The organism is uncultured Cyclobacterium sp. (assembly GCF_963976465.1).
In the GTDB taxonomy this organism is placed as follows: Bacteria; Bacteroidota; Bacteroidia; order Cytophagales; family Cyclobacteriaceae; genus Cyclobacterium.
Genome location: NZ_CAXBOC010000036.1, coordinates 1 through 18,467 on the forward strand (window position 1 = coordinate 1; position 18,467 = coordinate 18,467).

At 39.2% G+C, this 18,467-nt stretch carries 14 protein-coding genes and 1 pseudogene; 7 read left to right on the forward strand and 8 right to left on the reverse strand.

The features are described from left to right. From sprA to AAC037_RS03560, 5 genes are all read left to right on the forward strand, one after another. The coding region (sprA, locus tag AAC037_RS03540) for a cell surface protein SprA (protein ID WP_339901686.1) at window positions 1-5,514 on the forward strand (5,514 nt) is incomplete at its 5' end. A 52-nt stretch (window positions 5,515-5,566) separates the two neighbouring features. Continuing rightward, entirely contained in the window at window positions 5,567-5,944 is a 378-nt protein-coding gene (gcvH, locus tag AAC037_RS03545) for a glycine cleavage system protein GcvH (protein WP_339901687.1), read from the forward strand. A 48-nt stretch (window positions 5,945-5,992) separates the two neighbouring features. Beyond that, the gene (locus AAC037_RS03550) at window positions 5,993-6,331 is read left to right on the forward strand and encodes a VanZ family protein (protein WP_339901688.1); all 339 of its coding nucleotides are present in this window, start codon (window positions 5,993-5,995) and stop codon (window positions 6,329-6,331) included. 74 nt (window positions 6,332-6,405) lie between these two features. Continuing rightward, the gene (locus AAC037_RS03555) at window positions 6,406-7,080 is read left to right on the forward strand and encodes an energy transducer TonB (protein ID WP_303611786.1); all 675 of its coding nucleotides are present in this window, start codon (window positions 6,406-6,408) and stop codon (window positions 7,078-7,080) included. An 85-nt stretch (window positions 7,081-7,165) separates the two neighbouring features. Continuing rightward, complete coding sequence (locus AAC037_RS03560) at window positions 7,166-7,531, forward strand: DUF2237 domain-containing protein (protein ID WP_339901689.1); 366 nt, start codon at window positions 7,166-7,168, stop codon at window positions 7,529-7,531. 55 nt (window positions 7,532-7,586) lie between these two features. On the opposite strand, the gene AAC037_RS03565 is transcribed toward AAC037_RS03560, so the two are convergent. The 4 genes from AAC037_RS03565 to AAC037_RS03580 all read right to left on the reverse strand — a co-directional run bounded on the left by AAC037_RS03565 (window position 7,587) and on the right by AAC037_RS03580 (window position 13,154). Further along, window positions 7,587-8,009: an NUDIX hydrolase gene (locus AAC037_RS03565; protein WP_339901690.1), complete on the reverse strand. Its 423-nt coding sequence runs from the start codon at window positions 8,007-8,009 to the stop codon at window positions 7,587-7,589. A gap of 319 nt (window positions 8,010-8,328) precedes the next feature. Continuing rightward, window positions 8,329-10,194, reverse strand: a complete 1,866-nt coding sequence (locus tag AAC037_RS03570) for a 6-phosphogluconolactonase (protein ID WP_339901691.1) — start codon at window positions 10,192-10,194, stop codon at window positions 8,329-8,331. Window positions 10,195-10,203: 9 nt separating this feature from the next. Beyond that, window positions 10,204-11,670 (reverse strand): sodium:solute symporter family protein, encoded by a 1,467-nt coding sequence (locus tag AAC037_RS03575; protein WP_339901692.1) that lies wholly within the window; start codon window positions 11,668-11,670, stop codon window positions 10,204-10,206. A gap of 290 nt (window positions 11,671-11,960) precedes the next feature. Then, a complete protein-coding gene (locus tag AAC037_RS03580; protein ID WP_339901693.1) occupies window positions 11,961-13,154 on the reverse strand; it encodes a Gfo/Idh/MocA family oxidoreductase in 1,194 nt (397 codons plus the stop codon). A gap of 735 nt (window positions 13,155-13,889) precedes the next feature. On the opposite strand from AAC037_RS03580, the gene AAC037_RS03585 reads away from it, so the two are divergent. Next, window positions 13,890-14,945: a LacI family DNA-binding transcriptional regulator gene (locus tag AAC037_RS03585; RefSeq protein ID WP_339901694.1), complete on the forward strand. Its 1,056-nt coding sequence runs from the start codon at window positions 13,890-13,892 to the stop codon at window positions 14,943-14,945. Between the two features lie 103 nt (window positions 14,946-15,048). On the opposite strand, the gene AAC037_RS03590 is transcribed toward AAC037_RS03585, so the two are convergent. Continuing rightward, entirely contained in the window at window positions 15,049-15,561 is a 513-nt protein-coding gene (locus tag AAC037_RS03590) for a lactoylglutathione lyase family protein (RefSeq protein ID WP_339901695.1), read from the reverse strand. Between the two features lie 119 nt (window positions 15,562-15,680). Here AAC037_RS03590 and AAC037_RS03595 point away from each other — a divergent pair, with 119 nt between their 5' ends. Then, window positions 15,681-15,998, forward strand: coding sequence for a helix-turn-helix domain-containing protein (locus AAC037_RS03595; protein WP_339901696.1), 318 nt, complete (start codon window positions 15,681-15,683; stop codon window positions 15,996-15,998). 63 nt (window positions 15,999-16,061) lie between these two features. Here the strand turns inward: AAC037_RS03595 and AAC037_RS03600 are convergent, their stop codons facing one another. The 3 genes and pseudogenes from AAC037_RS03600 to AAC037_RS03610 form a co-directional block, all read right to left on the reverse strand. Continuing rightward, the gene (locus AAC037_RS03600) at window positions 16,062-16,625 is read right to left on the reverse strand and encodes a DsrE family protein (RefSeq protein ID WP_339901697.1); all 564 of its coding nucleotides are present in this window, start codon (window positions 16,623-16,625) and stop codon (window positions 16,062-16,064) included. Between the two features lie 132 nt (window positions 16,626-16,757). Next, complete coding sequence (locus AAC037_RS03605; RefSeq protein WP_339901698.1) at window positions 16,758-17,990, reverse strand: polysaccharide deacetylase family protein; 1,233 nt, start codon at window positions 17,988-17,990, stop codon at window positions 16,758-16,760. Between the two features lie 12 nt (window positions 17,991-18,002). After that, window positions 18,003-18,467, reverse strand: a pseudogene (locus tag AAC037_RS03610) (hypothetical protein); the annotation flags it as partial.

An 18,467-nucleotide genomic window follows, 5' to 3' on the forward strand; every position in this document is an offset into this window, starting at 1 on the left:
CTCAATGCCAACCAGATTCAAAAAGATGGTTTTCAACTTCAGATTATTTATAGAGACGACCGAACAGGTTTAGATAACCCTAGCCTATTGGAAGGAGAGAATGTCAAAGATATACCACTGATAAGACTTCTAAAACTGGATAATTTAAACCCTCAGAACGACCCACAACCTGATGGTAACTTTGATTATGTCAATGGCTTGACAATCAAACCGACACAAGGCTTAATTATCTTCCCGGTTGTTGAACCTTTTGGAAATACCTTGGAAGATTATTTTACACCTGCGGAAGTCAACCTTAGGGATAAATATGTTTATGACACGCTTTACAGGACTACTCAAGCTGATGCAGAGTTGGTTACCAGCTTAAATAAGTACTTTTTGAAAGGAAGCTTTACATCAGGATCGGCTTCAGAAATAATGCTACCGGGCCTGAACATTAGTGAAGGTTCAGTGATCATTACAGCGGGAAATATTCCACTTACGGAAGGAGTAGACTATACAGTAGACTATAATATTGGCCGTGTGGTGATTATCAATGAAGGCATCCTTCAATCGGGAAAAAATATAAGTGTAAGCTTTGAAAAGGCTGATTTGGTTTCCTTCCAGACAAGAAGTTTACTGGGGACGCGATTAGATTATATGGTCAATGAAAATTTCAATATTGGAGGTACTTTCCTTTATTTAAATGAAAGACCCAATATTTCAAGGATAGCTACCGGAAATGAAACTTTACGAAACAGCCTCTGGGGTTTGGATGTAAACTACGATGATGAATCTTTGTTTCTCACCAAACTTGCTGATGCCCTCCCCTTTACCGAGACCAAAGAAAAATCAATGATTCAGTTTAGCGGAGAATTTGCTCACTTAATTCCCGGCACCTCCAATCAGGTAGATGGAGAAGGAGCTTCCTATATTGATGATTTTGAAACAGCCATCATTCCTTTTAACTTAGGCTCCAGCCCCCAAAATTGGAAACTGTCAGCCACACCGGCTACAGCCGAAAATAAATTTGACTTGAGCCAACTAACGGAAGACAGGTTAGGAAATGCCTATAAGAGGGCACGCTTATCTTGGTACACCATAGACAATGTGTTTTACCGATCGTCAGGAAGTGATGTTCCTGCCAACATTACCAATGATGACAGAAGAAACCATTATGTCAGGCGGGTACTTCCTCAGGAAATTTTCCAGGGAAGGTACAGGGATTACCTGATCACCAACGAACCTCTTTTTGACCTGGCCTATTTCCCACAGGAACGGGGAATGTATAATTTCAACCCCAACTTGAACAGTGAAGGTTTATTACCAAATCCAAGAGAAAACTTTGGAGGGGTAACCAGAGCCATCACCTCTGAGGTAGATTTTGACAGAACGAATATAGAGTACATTGAGTTTTGGTTAATGGATCCATTTATTTCGGGAGAAAATGGCCGGGTATTGGATGGTGTTTTCAACGAAAACAATACTACTGGGGGAAAAGTAATTTTTAATCTTGGCGAGATTTCAGAAGACATCGTCGTAGATGGAAGGCATGCTTTTGAGAATGGACTTCCTGCTGATGGTTCGGAAATCAGTACTTCAACCAATGAATGGGGAAAAGTAACTACCCAACAGTTTTTGACTCCTGCTTTTGACAATTCAGCTGAAGCAAGAGAAAACCAAGATGTTGGCCTAAATGGCTTAAACAGTGAAAATGAGGTTGAGTTTTATGGTGCCCGGTTTATCAATCGACTCAATGTAAATCAACAAGCATTGCAGGATATTCAAGCTGACCCGGCGGCAGATGATTTTCAATATTATTTGGATCCTGAATTTGATAACAATAACATTAAAATCCTGGAACGGTATAAAAACTACAATGGCCTGGAAGGGAACACCCCTATCACCTCAAACAGCAACCTTTCTTACAGTCCTTCAGGATCAAATTTACCTGACAACGAAGACCTTAACAATGACAATACCATTAATGAAGTTGAAAGTTATTATGAATATGAGTTGGATCTTCGCCCTTCAACCTTACAAGTAGGTGAAAACCATATTGTAGACAAGGTTTCAACAGTAGAAAATGGCGAGGAGGTCAATTGGTACCTATTCCGTATTCCTATTCGACAGCCTGATGCCACATATGGCAATATTTCCGGATTCAAATCCATTCGATTTATGAGAACCTACCTCACTGATTTCCAGCAGCCTGTAGTACTTAGAATGGCTCAGTTTAGAATGGTAGGTAGTCAATGGAGAGTTTTTCAAGAATCCTTATTTGAGAGAGGCTTTTCTGAAATTCCTGAACCGGACAACTCAAACTTAACCGTTGGGGTGGTCAATATAGAAGAAAATGGACAAGGAAGTGAAACTCAAAGCCCCTATGTATTGCCTCCGGGGATCAATCGCGATCGGGACAATACCTCCACAGTCGAGCGGCAATTGAACGAGCAATCGCTAAGGCTTTGTGTAGACAACCTTCAAAGCAGAGACTCCAGGGCTGTTTATAAGAATGTAAGCCAAGATCTCGTTCAGTATGGTCGACTAAAAATGTTTTTACATGCAGACAGTCAGGATGCGCAAGACGGTGAATTGTCAGCCTTTTTAAGAATGGGAACTGACTATACAGACAACTATTATGAAATAGAGGTGCCCCTGAACATCACTCCTGCAGGCACCAGAGACCCTGATCAGATTTGGCCATCCGCAAATGAAATTGATGTAGCCTTGGATGAGATTGTTGGTGTAAAAGCAGAGAGAGACAATAACCAGCAGCCGCAAAACTTACCTTACTCTGTTATGATACGGCAATATAAGGTGACGGTAGTAGGACGGCCGGAGCTGAACTTTATCCAAGGGATGATGATAGGTATCCGAAATCCCGCCACAGGAGGTGCAAGCAAATCACTTTGCCTTTGGGCCAATGAGTTAAGGGTGACAGATTTCAACAAATCATCAGGATGGGCAGCCAATGCAAGGCTCAATGCACAAATTGCAGATGTAGCCACCATATCTTCTTCCATTCGACACAATTCATTTGGCTTTGGAGGTCTTGAAACCCGACTTTCAGAAAGAGCAAGGGAATCTACTACCCAGTATGATATTTCGGCCAATGTCAACGTAGATAAAATTTTACCAAAGGGCTTGGGTGTAAGCATTCCCCTTTATGCAAGTGTAGAAAACTCTTCTACCAAACCGGAATTCGACCCCCTCAACCCAGATGTTCCTTTTGAAATCGCACTTCAGAAGTTCTCTACCAATGCAGAAAAACAGGAATACCGAAACTTAGTAGTCGATCAATCCAAACGGCGTAATTTCAGTTTGAATAATGTCCGGAAGTTGAAAAATCCGGAAAAAGAAACCAATCGAATCTATGCTTTAGAAAACTTTTCTTTTTCTTATGCTTTTGGCTCTGTAACTCAAAGCAATATTCAACTGGAAAGTTATATCTATGAAACTACCAGAGGAAGTATAGCCTACAACTATCAACCCGACCCGCTTATCATCACTCCTTTTAAAAATTGGGGCCTTTTTAACAGTAAGTACTTTAACCTGAATTTTGCACCAAGTCTTGTATCCGCAAGAATGGATATTGACAGGAGCTTTATGCGTACTCAAAACAGAAACGATCAATTGACTACAGCAGGTGTTGATCCTCTTTTTCAGAAAAGTTTTTACATGAATCGCTTTTATAGCCTGAATTGGGACCTCACCGAGAATCTGTCTTTTGACCTCAGCTCAAGTGTAAATGCAATCGTGGACGAACCTGAAGGCGATCTGGATACCGAGACAAAAATTGATTCATTACGAAATAACATTAAGAAACTAGGTAGAACCACCAGTTATAACCAGCAGGCAGTGGTCAATTATAAGCTTCCATTGGACAAAATACCAATGACAGATTGGATAAGCGCAGACTTCCGATATGAGGCTACCTACTCTTGGATGACTGGAGCCATAGGCCAAAAAGACACCCTTGGAAACGTCATTCAAAATTCCAGAAACCAATCTATTTCAGGGAAACTAGATTTGGTACAATTGTACAACAAAAGCAAAAGGCTCAATGCTCTCAATGCTCCCAAAAGGCCTAGTATACCCGGAAGACCCGGGGCCAATGCAGAAGCTTCAGAAGAGGAGGAAAAAGAGAAAGTATATGCAACAGAAGGTTTTGCTGCGAATTTGTTGCGGTTCATGATGATGTTAAAGGATGTAAACTTCAGTTATCAGGTTACCCAAGGCACCTATTTGCCGGGTTATATGCCGAATTCAGGATTATTGGGTATGGACAGAAGTTTTATCAACCCGGGCGTTGGGTTTCTTCTTGGTGGCCAAAGTAGCAATATCAGGTATGAGATGGCCAATAGAGGGGCTTTGGCGGCCAGTACATCCCTTACGCAAGCATTTAGTCAAAACGAAACAAAAAACCTCCAAATCACTACTTTGGTGGAACCAGTGAAAGACTTTAAAGTCACCCTGGAGTTTAAAAAACGAGAGAACGGTGGATATAGTGAAATATTTAGAAGAAATGGTCCGGGGGAAAATGATTTTGCTTCCATTAATCCAAACAGGATTGGTAGCTACGAAATAAGTTACAATATTCTTAAAACAGTATTTGATAAATCGGATAGTGATAATAACTCCCCCTTGTTTTCAAATTTTGAAGCTTACCGGAACATCATTCAATCTAGGCTTGAAACGCTGAACCCGGGCGGAACATATAATATTAATGGTCAGAATGTTTTGATTCCGGCATTTCTAGCGGCCTATTCGGGTCAGACGGCGACAGATGTTGCACTCAATCCCTTCCCAAAAATTCCATTACCAAACTGGAGAGTAGAATACAGGGGCCTTGCGAGACTTCCGGCATTGAATGAATATTTCTCCTCTATAAATTTGACTCATAATTACAATTCAACTTATTCTGTAAGTAATTTTTCAAATGCCCTTATCTATCAGGAAGGCCTTGAACTGTATAACACCTTACAGCAACTTCCAATGGCTAGCCTTACAGATGAGTTTGGAGCTTATATTCCTATAATGATACTTAACCAAGTGGTGATTTCGGAAAGATTTGCTCCACTTATAGGCGTTGATCTCCTAACCAAAGACCGAATGAATATCAGTTTTGAATACAATACGGAAAGAAACATAGGCTTAAATTTCTCCAATGCTCAAATTACAGAGCAGAACAGCCAAGACTTCCGTTTTGATTTGGGATATACCAAAGCCGGTGTAAAAGTACCTTTCAAAATTCAAGGCAGGCAAGAAGTTTTAAACAATGACCTTACCATTCGAATTTCTACAAGGATTGTTGATACAAATACCATCCAAAGGAAAATTGAAGGTGAGCATACCCTTACCAACGGTAATTTAAACGTTCAAATAAGCCCAAGTATAGGATATGTGGTCAACCAAAAGCTTAATATTCAATTCTATTTTGATCGAACCATAAACGATCCAAAAGTTTCAACCGCATTTAGGACAAGTTCTACTTCATTTGGCGGACAATTAACATTTAATTTAAGCCAATAATTTTTTGTACTATGTATAATCATTGTATTTTTGAACAGTAAAAATAACTAGCATGAAATTTCCGGAAGATTTAAAGTATACCAAAGACCATGAATGGGTCAAAATAGAGGGGGAAACCGCTACTATCGGCATAACTGATTTTGCTCAAAAAGAATTGGGAGACATTGTTTTTGTGGAGGTAGAAACAGTAGGCGAAACCTTGGATTCAGGTGAGGTGTTTGGAACAGTGGAAGCAGTGAAAACAGTTTCTGATTTGTTCATGCCATTAAGTGGTGAAATATTAGAATTAAACAGTCTTCTGGAAGATTCTCCCGAACTAGTAAATGAAGATCCTTATGAAGAAGGGTGGATGATCAAAGTGAAATGGGATCAAGGCACCGAGGATGATTTAATGTCGCCCGAAGCGTATCGAAACCTTATAGGCCAGTAACAAATTTTGAAGGAAAAAGTCATTCTTGCCCTTTTATGGTCTTCTGGCATGACATATGCTCTATTTAGTCCGAGTAATAAAGTGCCGGACATACCTAAGTTTTATGGATCAGATAAAGTGATTCATTTAGGCATGTTCATAGGCATGGCTTTTCTATGGGACCGAGTAATTCGCCAAAGAATAGACAAAAAAGGCAAGGAAAGTAATAAAATTTATACTAAATATTTAGTTTTATGGATTTTTATTGCTATATTGACAGAGTATTTACAAAGATTGGTACCGGGAAGGTCATTTGACTATTTTGATATTTTGACAAATATCATAGGCGTAATTATAGGTACAGGTATTTTTATTTATTTCAATAAGAGGGGTAGCATCCTTGTATAAATAAAAATTATTTGTTATGATTGTTAATTGGAATTATTAAACTGAATCAACAAAAATTAAAAAAAGTTATAACCATGGAAGCCAAAAAAACACCAAAAGCTGACTTAACCAAGAAGACAGGAATGTTCCTAAATCTTGGTCTAATGGTCAGTGTTGGTCTGGTCCTTTTTGCCTTTGAGTATAAGTCATATGATGATGGTGTACTTCAAGACTTTGGACCGATCGATGATGACTTTGAGGAATTATTAGATATTCCGATTACGGAACAACCACCTCCACCACCGCCTCCAGTAGAGCAGCCGGAGATTAAGGAGATTCCTGATGAAGTTGAAATTGAAGAAAAAATTGAAGTAAACTTTGATGTTGACGTTCAAGAGGAAACTGTAATCAAGGAAGTAGTAATTGAAGAAGCTCCTGTAGTAGAAAAAGCAGAAGAGATCTTTGATGTGGTAGAAAACATGCCTACTCCTCCGGGGGGAATGGAAGGTTGGAACAAGTATTTGTCTAAAAACCTGAAATACCCAACCCAAGCGAGAAGAATGGGTATCGAAGGTACTGTGTACGTAGTATTCGTTGTAAACACTGATGGTTCAATCCAAGACGTCGGAATCCTTCGTGGAGTTGGCGGTGGATGTGATGAAGAAGCCGTTAGGGTTGTAAAAAATGCTCCAGCATGGGAACCAGGAAGACAAAGAGGTCGACCGGTAAGGGTAAAAATGAGATTACCTATCCGATTTAAATTGAGCTAAACGCTAATTTAAGTGAAACATAGATGAACTAAAAAGTGCCTTGAATGAAAATTCAAGGCACTTTTTAATTTTAACTAATTCAATCATGAACAGAAATGTATTTGGCGAAGCCTTAATCCCTTGTTGTCTCTCACCAAAAACAGGATTCTACAGAACCGGCTATTGTGAGACAGATGAAATTGATACGGCCTTGCATACCGTATGTGCGGTTATGACTGCAGAGTTCTTGGCATTCAGCCTTTCAAAAGGCAATGATTTAACCACCCCCAGACCTGAGTTGGATTTCTTTGGACTTAAACCGGGAGATAAATGGTGCCTTTGCCTCACGAGGTGGATGGAGGCTTACCAAGTAAATAAAGCCCCTAAGGTGATTTTGGAAGCCACTCATGAAAAAACACTCGACCTAATTTCTCTAGACGAATTGGTGAAGTTTGCTGTTAAAAGTAAATAAGACCTAGAATGGAATTAACCTTATCACCAATTCCCCTACCCTTCTTTTAACAAAGTTATATGAGTCCAGCGCTTTTTATGATCTTGAAGTGATCAAAAGCCAATTCCGGGAGAGAAGAAAGAGTAAACCAACCCACTTCTTGGCTATCTGAGCCTGCCTTGGCTTTTTCCATTTGAGTGCTATCAATTTCAAAAACAAAAGCCGCACTTACTGTCCATCCCCTAGGATCTCTTCCTTTTTCTCCAAAAACGCCTATTAATGCCCCTTCACTAAGCCGTAGCCCTGTTTCTTCCTGCAGCTCTCTAATACATGCATCATATGGCAATTCTTCCTTTTCCACAAATCCACCGGGAAGTGCCCACTTTTCTTCAAATGGTGGATTTTTTCTTTTGATTAACAATACCTCTCCCAATTCTACACAGTGAACCACTGCGTCGGCTGTAAATGCAGGGCGAGGATAATCATATGTATAAGACATATTAATATGAATTAAACCTAAACTTTCACTTTTTAATACTGATGAATCTACTACGGCGCAAAGAAAAATAGTAACAAAAGCTATTCCTAATCTTGGTAGGTCCCAATATTATTTAAGGAATGAAAATTCATAATCAAAAACTTTCACCCTGAAAATTCAAGCCACTAAGCTTAAAAAGTTATTTAAAAAAAACAGGTTGAACTCCTCCCCTAGCCAAAAACTTAGAGGGATTTCCAACCCTATATAACCCGGATTATGCAATACGTCTATATTACATAACCCGGGTTAAATTAAAAGATTACAGCTATTTCTTTACTACTCAAACAACAACTTCCTGCCCATCTTTGTATACTTTCTTTATAAGGACCTCATTTTCTTCAATCGTAAAAACTACCCAATCCTTGTTAACTGCTTTTTCTCCAAGCATGTATTTTAAAGGCAAAATTGATGCTTTTCTCCAAGCCTCAGACAAGGGCAAAAGCTTACTTTCAAGCAGGTAATTGATATTCTCCAATAAGTCTTTTCCGGCCCCTGCCAATAAACCATTGGCTCCTTTCATAGATAGCCTCCCACTTTCTTCCAAAACTACCTTACCACCAATTGGCGACTCATACTCTCCCGGCTCCATACCGGCAAAACAAGTTGCATCACTTACAAGTAGGCATTCATCCCCTTTGGCACGAAAAGCTACCTTTAGAAATGAAGGAGGCAAATGAAATCCATCAGCAATCAAGCTTGCAGTAATCCCATCCTGAGACATGAGCTCCCAGATGATATTGGGATGCCTTTGCAAGTTCAAGGGCACGCCATTACCCAGGTGGGTTGCCAGAGAAACACCTGCTTCTTTTGCCATCTGAATTTGGTCTCCTGTAGCCAAAGAATGCCCTATGGAAACTTTTATTCCACGCGCTTTACAAGTACGGATAAACTCCTCGCTTCCTTCCAACTCAGGTGCAAGGGTGATCAATGCAATGGGCTTAATAGAAATCTCCTGCACTTGGTCTAAAAAAGCTACAGAAGGTTTTCTTGTGAACGCTTCCGGGTGGGCCCCTTTAGCTCCGGGTTCACAAGAGATAAATGGTCCTTCAAGGTGTATGCCTGCCACACAAGCCTTTACAATGGGGTATTTATCACAAGCCTTATTAATAGTACCTACCAATTCTAAAATGGCCTCAAAGCTATTGGTTACTATGGTAGGATAAAAAGTAGTTACCCCCTTAGAAAGTAAGTACTTTGTAGCCTCCAAAATAGCTTCCGGTTCAGTTAGGGTAGTATTGAAATCAACACCCTTAATCCCATTTATCTGGATGTCTACCAATCCTTCCCCAACATATTGATCCACTGCAAAATTACTCGGCAATTGCACACGGGTGTTTTCTTTGCTATGCACCAATACAGGTCGATTGCTTATTACATCCATGCCTATTAGGTTGGATATTTTATCTGCCTCTAGGATAGGAAATGGATCAGAATCCTGATCCAAATAAAGGGAACAATGTTCCGATTTTCTAAGAATAGTCCCGGGACATTGGGTGGATATTTCACCAAACAGGGTTTGGTAAACAGCAGCCCTCTTAGCAGCTCCGGGCACCACACAAATGAGGTGATCAGCATTAATTAGCGTGGGAATCGTCAATGACAAGGCTGTTTCAGGTACTTCGCTTAGCTGAGCAAAACAACCGTCATTTACTTGCTGTTGCCTACAAGGCGTTTCAAGTACAACCTCTTTCACCGTTTGCGGGTCCTGAAAATCAGCAACTGAGGGATCATTGAATGCAATATGGCCATTTTCACCAATGCCCAAGCAGACAATATCTATAGGGGCTTCATTTAGCAAGTCGGAATAACGTGCGACCTCCGCCTTTGGGTCGGCCTCACCATCTAGCAAGTGTACCTCCTTAAATGGTACTTGATCAAATAAATGCCTGCTTAAAAAATTGGAAAAAAGGGCAGGAGATTCTTTAGACAAACCAATATACTCGTCCATATGAAAAGCAATGATCCGCTCCCAGGGAATTGATTTACAAGAAGCCAAATAGTGCAACACTTCACTTTGAGATGGCGCTGCTGCAAATATTATCCTTAAGTAATCTTTCTCCTTTAAGAGCGTAATTATTTTATCTTCTACAGCTTTTCCTGCTGCAATTCCCATTTCATTACGCGACTGATATATATTTAAATTCATATTGGTATTTTATTCTTTTTCTATAGACTGAAGCAATTTGGCAATTTTAGCAACATTTCTGTTGGTTTCAAAAAGGCCTATCACAATGAAGGTGATGGTCGAGCAAATTAAAGGCAAACTAATTTCTAAGGCTAAACTCAAGCTATCAATATTTTTGGTAACAATAAAAGCTATTAAACCCGCAACAATAGAGCCGATGGCTGCTACAGGACCGCTTTTTTTGAACATAGGAAGTAGGCCAAAAAGCATAGGGATGGCTATGGGGCCTACCAATGCACCAAACCAAGAAATGATTAAACCTAAAACCCCACCAAAATATTCATATTGAAAGGCGATGATTATCGTAAGCAAGGTGAATACAAAGGTCGTCAACCTAGCCACGTACAGAGATGTCTTTCCCTTTTTTATTTTAGTGCTAATATTGGGCAAAATATCCCTGGTGATCACTGCCGAGATGGTATTGATATCTGAGGAAGTCATGGACATGGTATTGGCAAATAAGGAAGCGATTACCAGTCCCACCAAACCTGAGGGGAGCAATAACAAGGTTAGCTCTCCATAAGACTTACTTGGATCAGCCAAATCCGGTAATAAGATTGGTGCCGCCCACATCGGAAAAAACAAGATCAATGGCCAAATAAGGTACAGTATCCCTGATAGACGAGCAGCTTTGGTGGCTGCTTTTTCGTTTGGAGAGGATATATAGCGTGTTGCTAAGTTCCATTGTCCACCATTATAGGCTAGAAAATTAATCAGCAGGAAGGCCAATGCAAAACCTACTCCATATGGCTCATTGAACAATTGGCCATTCTCAGGAGGAAGTTGATCCCATATTGTAAAAATCCCTTCAATCCCTCCAAGATGTTGTAACACCACCACAAACATGACCAGACCGGCAAGCAATTGAACTATGAATTGCGCAAAGTCCGTAATCACGACCGCCCATAAGCCACCAAAGGTAATGTACAATAGCGATATACCTCCTGAGATCAGCACACCAATAGGAAGGCTTACCCCAGTAAAAACGTTGAGCAATAAGGCAATGGCCGCCCATTTTGCCCCTACATCAAAAAGTTTTAATAAAACACCACTCCATGCCATTACCTGTTGCGTCCACAAATTGTAACGCTTTTCCAAAAATTCCAAAGGAGATTGAATCTGATATTTTTTTCTAAGCCTAACCCAATAAACAGGAAATATATGGGCACTAATCAATACGGCAATACCGATGGTTAAGGCCCACCAGCTGTATATAGAAAAACCATGAGTATATGCTAAGGCCGCATAGGCTACAAAAACAGCGCCGGAATATCCGGAAACATGATGTGAAATTCCTGAAAGCCACCAAGGTAAATTACCTCCGGCTACAAAGTAATCTTCAGCATCATCGTTTCTGAAATAAGCATAAACCCCAATGACGATCATAAGCAAGAAAAACAAACCTATGACAATCAGGTCTAATTCATTCAATTTCATTATTGTATATTCTGTTTTAATTGGAGATTGAAAATCCCTTCGATAAATATTTGATTAATTCAGCAGGCAAATTTGAACATGCCAACAGCCCTACTAGGACAATTTTTAAGGTTTTATATAAAACATATGCCCCGATAAAACCTAAATACATTTCAGGTCCTCCTATAAGAAGGCTGCAGTTTACAAGTTCAAGCTTCTCATTTTATTTCTGCAAAACCGGCTTGAAAAAGAGGTTTTAGCAGGCCGAAAAAGAAATAAACTTTACCTTATCAGTTAATAAAGGAAAAACATTAAACTTTAGACCAATATTGAAATTTTTCTTCTTCCATGGCCTTGTTACCCAGGTGAACAGCCGTGGCCGTTTCTTTTCCTTGGTTAACATCGCAAAATGGTTGGCGGCCTTCCCTAATACAATCCACAAAATCCATCAAAGCATAAGAGGTGGGGTCTAGATCTTTTCCATCTTTACTTTCAAACGCAATAGACTGTGCATCATCTCCGGAGCCATTTTTAATAGTTGCACCTGATACACCATCTACCGTCCCTAATTCCAGTTTTTTGGGTTCAGCATAGATAAAGGCTTTATTCCTTAAGATCTCTACAGTTCCTTCAGTACCCAAGATATTTAAAGAATAACCTTTATAGGCGTTGGTTAAAATGGAACTGATATTTGAAATGATTCCTTTCGAATAATAATAGGTGGCACGAACATGATCAAAGATTTCTCTACCGTCTTTCCAGTAGTCCAATGACCCAATTCCGGTAACTTTCTCAGGAGACCCACCTACAAACCAATTGACAATATCTATTTGGTGTGCACAAAGCTCTGTCATCAATCCACCTGAATACTCCTTATACATTCTCCAGTTGATATGCCTTTCCATGGCAGGATCATTGACCGGTCTCCTCCAATCCTGATTGCTATGGTACTGACATTCGTATTGGGTAACTTGCCCACACCAGCCTTTATCGATTATTTCTTTTACTTTATGATAGAGCGCATAATACCTGTACTGGTGTCCCACCTGCAATATGGTAGAAGTGCCATTCACTCTATTCGCTAATTTTTCAGCTTCTTCTATGGAGTAGGTGATGGTTTTTTCTACATAAATATGCTTCCCTGCATCAATAGCATCCATTGCCATTGGAAAATGCAAAAACAATGGCGTAGCAATAATCACTGCCTCTATTTCGGATTGGTCAAGCAGTGCCCTATAATCAGCATATCCTTTTGCCCCCTTGTCTGCATGAGCTAGGCCTTTGTCAAGGTTGGCTTTGATTGTATCACAACATGCCACCAAAGAAATCATGGGCAATTTTGCCATTAAAGAAGCCAACCCCACTCCCCTACTTCCGCATCCAATCAAACCTACTTTTAGAGGGTTTTTCTCGGTTTTACCATATGAAAAAGGAGACATTGCAGAAAGGCTAAGGCTTGAAGCAGCCATGGCACTGGTTAATATAAATTTTCTTCGAGAGTTCATTCTATAGCAGTAAAATCGTTAACGTTACCGAATTAAAAATTAAAGAAACGAATTTTTTTTAAAAAATCTAAATATCATCAAGATTTTCGTTAAATATCAACCTTGAAAAAGGCTTTTTTTAAGTTCTATTCTTAAAATAGGTTCATTAAAAGGGGAATTTAAAATAGACCTGTGCTATGCACTGGTTCCTAAGGAAGCAAAACTTACCATTATTTTTTCAATTCAACCAAATTATTAAGCCAACATCCTTTACAACAAAAGAAAATTAAAAAAGAGAGGAATAGCTGTTCAAAGTCAAAATTGAACCAATTAATTTTAAGGACATAAATGTTTGAAAGAAAAGTCCCACCTCAACACCTAAGTCAAAAGGTATACATGTCCGCAAAGAGGATTAATACAATGCGACTTATCTTACCAAACAATTTATTTTCAATCCATTATATCTACACCAGTCCGAATTAACGGAAACCTTAATTGTCCCTACCCACGATAAGTGTAAATTAAGAAGAGAAGGTATTAAAAAAGAAAGTTGCACTTAATATTTGATTAAATGGCTAAAAGCAATCATTATTATGGATGGCAGAGCGAAGCAATTTGGAAATTATAGCCGTAAAACCAATTATTCTTTTAATTTTGGATGTCAATTCAATCAATTGTGAATAAGACCAATAGAAACTTCGCTTCTTTCGGTAGAATAAAAACACCAAAAGGAAGACATATAAGGATGGAATGCATATGAAAAAACAAAGTAGCCAAACGGGAGTAAAGGAAATAGCCAAACGAGGAAATGTATCCATTGCCACAGTAGACCGTGTGATTCACAATCGACCGGGAGTTTCTGCAAAGACCAAGGCGAAAATAGAAGCAATTATAAAGGAGTTAAATTACCAACCCAATGTATTGGCCAGCAGATTATCTTCCGGAAAAGTTTTTCATTTTGCAGTTCTTATTCCAAAATCATCGGTTTACTCAGATTTTTGGGAAGCCCCTTTAAAAGGAATAATGAAAGCCGAATCAGAAATTAAACAATATGGTGTAACCATAGAGAATTTTCTTTTTGATTTGACAAATAAAGATTCGTTTATACAGGCTACTGAAGAAATAAAAGAAAAAAATATTGACGGGGTTTTGATGTCTCCTTCTTTTGTCAAAGAAGCAGACGAATTCTTTCTTTATTGCAAAGCCAATAATATTCCGGTCGTATGTATTGATAGTAATATTGAAGCACAGGGAAGTCTTTCTTATATAGGTCCTCCATTATTTGAAAGTGGTTATTTGGGAGGTAGTCTTTGTAAATTAGGCCTATCGGAAAACCCAAAAATACTAATCGTCAATATAGCCAAGCAAAAGAAAAGCTTCAATTTAGAGCAAATTGAAGCCGGTTTTAAAAAGTTTTTTGCCAGCCCTCCAAATGAGGCAACTTGTGTTAATTTAAATATTCAGGACATCGATCAGGAATCGGTAGAATTACACCTACAAAAGGCTTTTATACAAAACCCTGACATTGAAGCTATATTTGTCACCAATTCCAGAGTCTTTGCTGTTGCAGAATACCTCAAAAAGAAAGCCTTGACCGATCTCATGTTGGTGGGTTATGATTTCCTTAAAGAAAACCAAAAGCACTTACAACAGGGCACCATCAACTTCTTAATTTGCCATAAACCGGAAGAGCAAGGATACAAAGGCATTATGAGCTTGTACCACTCATTGGCTTTAAATCTTCCTGTAGAGAAAATTTATTATATGCCGATTGACATTGTAACCAAGGAAAACCAAAATTTTTACAGATAAAATGTAAAGGAAGCCTGAATCGGCTTCCTTTAGTGTTTTAAGACAATATAGGTATTGCTTTAGTAGTAAAAGTGATTTAAACCATTCTTGCCCTTACCTCATACTATTTGGCATAGGCACCTGAAGAATAGGTCAGCTCATAGCTGTGGGTATAAATTTCAAAGACAATTCCAAAAGGGTCCTCCACATAACACATTTTATAAGGTTTGTCATTAGGATAATATTCTCTAATCGGCATTCTTTGTTTGCCGCCATATGACAGAATCTTTTCAATCAGCTCCTCAATATTTGGATCTTGAACGCAAAAATGAAAAAGACCTGTATTAAAAGGATTGAATTCCGGAGCTTCTTTGACTCCATGAGGAAAGGAAAACAGTTCTACACCAATACCATCAGAAGTTGACAAATGAGCAATCTCAAATTCTTCCCAACCCTCTCCAAATACGTCAATGCACATCTGCCCAATGGCCGTTTCCCTTTCTTTTTTCACTGTTGAAGGTTCCATAACCACATACCAACCCATTACTTCTGAATAGAATTTTACAGCTTCTTTAATGTTCGGAACAGTAATTCCTATGTGTGAAAATGATTTTGGATAATTTTTATTTGTTGTCATAGTATATAATTTATTCTGCAAAATTGATCTATATTTACCTTAATAACAATAACTTACAAAAAGGTTCCATACTTACCAAAAGGTGCGATATATTGATTTTCAATGAGTTAAATTAACAAATGAAAGAAAATAATTACTGCCCACTCAATTATACCATGGACCTTATAGGGACAAAATGGAAACCCCTGGTTTTATTTCACCTTTTAGAGGGACCTTTGCGATCGGGGGTATTACAAAAAAATGTACCGGGTATTTCCAATAAAATGTTCACCCAAACAGTGAGGGCCATGGAAAAAGATGGACTCATCGCTCGAAAAGTTTTCCCAGAAGTCCCCCCAAAGGTGGAGTACTATTTAACTGAAAGAGGAAAATCTCTTAAGGAAATATTAAGAAGCCTTGATAAATGGGGCTTTGAAGATGCAAATAAAACAAAATAAAAAGCAAGAAAGAATCTCCGCAAAAGGGAATCCGCCACTTTCAACTTAGCTTAGATCTTGCGTTCAATTAAAATTGATCATGGCATAATTGTTCATTTGATACACCGTCAAAATGGTCATTGCTGATAGTCCTACTTTCACTTGGGGCAATAAATCCTCCTTCTTGTACCCTCTTGAGGACATGGATTGACCGCATATATAAATACCTACTCCCAATTCAGATAGTGTCTCAATCAATTCTTTGTTGGGATTGTCTACTTTATATTTTTCTTTATAAGCGGCAGAAGACAGGGCATCTTTTGTGGATCCTCCATGTAATACAAAGGCCAAATGAATATTCTCCACCGGCACTCCCGATCGGACGTGCATATTGTAATAGCGATGCAAGCTTGAGATGATAGTATTTTGTTGGCCAAGGTCGGTCTGCTTACCTGCTACATCAAATATCGCTTTAAACTGTTGTGTGGTGTCCAAAGGAAAATCCGCATTGTCTATGCTGTATACCGGACCGAAATCATCAAAAACCGGTCCTGTGGATGATTTGACTTCTTGCCCAAAGACATTTGAAACTTGCAGCATAAACATAATCACCATGCAAAGTGAGGATGATTGAAATAATTTCTTCATAACCATATATATAAGACCTTGCGAAGGTTGAAAAGCATACATTCATTTCCAACCTGCCAAATTTTTCTTTTACCGGATGTTTCTCTTTTAACCAAGCAATTGATCTCCACCTAACACCCCTACTCAGACTAATCACTCTGTAATTGGGACCAAAATTAAGGCTTTTAAATCCATTAAGGCTCCTTGATCAAACACTTCTGCTGCCGAAACGATTATGTTATTGTAATCTTCCTCCATAGACAATTCCCCCACCTTTGTTTTTATAAAAGTTTCCCAGGATCCGGAAGGCTTAACCTGACCTTGGAGGGTCTGATCCCCTGAAGAAATGATAAAAGGCTTGCCTGCTTCTTCGTCAGAAACAGACCATTCCATCCATACTTCGTAAGTACCTTTCTTAGGTAAATCAATATCCCATACCACCTTATCCTTAGCGGTAAACCATCCAAAAGCATTCCACTCAGGCATGTATTGGATATCAGGCCCCATTCCTTTTGCCTTTTCGGCGGGCAGATAGACTGTTTCATTCTCCATCGGTCTGGTAATTCCCGGAATGTTTAAACTCCCCTCCATCTCTGCTCTTTTTTCCTTTACATATTTTGCAACTGTCCCTACCGGTGCTATCCAAACCCCATTGGCCGGGTCATTGGCATATTCGCAAAGCTTTCTCAACATACTCAGGTAGGTAGTTTGACTACCTTCGGTACCATTTTCATGTCCTGCCAATACTAACCATTGACGATTTTCAGCAGCAGCTTCAATAATTGGTAAAATTTCTTCAAAGGACTTATTATCCATTTCCATTCCTGTAAGCTGGGCCATATCTGCATAATATGGATCAACTGGCGCTTCATCCTTCCAACCCCTTCCCGAGAGAAACATTTCCGAAATCAATGGGACATAACTTTGTGTTTCCAACCCTTTTCCCACAAATGACAAGCCACATGGATAAGCAAAAACTTCCGGCCGCACGCCTAACAATCGCTCTACTTCATCATTGGTATCCATCAATTCTTTTCGCATGCGTTGTATAGTATAATCTTCCAAAGCTTTATTCCTAGACCAGACAAAATTACCGCTGCAAGGGTGATAAAGAGAATGGTTACCAATCTCGTGACCAGTTTCTACCACCATCTTCCAACCTTCTATATTCGGCTCCATACTTGCAGGCACCACATAGAAAGTCGCTTTCACCCCGTATTCATTCAATAAGGTTGCTCCCGGATCCGGATTACTGGCCCTTGCATCATCAAAACTCAAACTTATGGCCATTTTTTTCCCTTCCGGCCAAGGGAAGTCAGGGTTCTGTGCTTTTACATTAAACACAATGAATAATGCTAAAAGTGTGCTTACGGATATTGATTTCATCTCAGGATTGATTTATTGTTTACTTTTTAATTCACTTTCTAAATAAGACAAAACAGCTTCACCAAACTTGGTACCTGCACTAGGAACATATGGAGAAACTGTAGGCTCATAGCCCTTGTATTGCCACTCTTCCTCTGTTAGCATATACCCCAGCCAGCCATTGGTATAGCCATAGTAAAAAGTATATGGAAATGGAGAACGCTCTCTAACTTCGTTTGATATTTCACAGAACAGTTCCAAGGGGCTTGCCCAAATGCCAATTTTGTCATTGATATTAAGAAAACGGACAGGGACTTTGATGGTTTTACCTGTACCTCCCTCATCTACAATGTATTCATTTAAGGGTTCCGGCCACTTTAAAGCTTCTTTCATAGGCGTATAAAACACCATCTCTGAAGTAGAAAAAGAAACTTGATCCTCATAATTCAAAATATCATTATTGGCTGACAGGATTTTATCTCCAAGCAACCTTCTAAA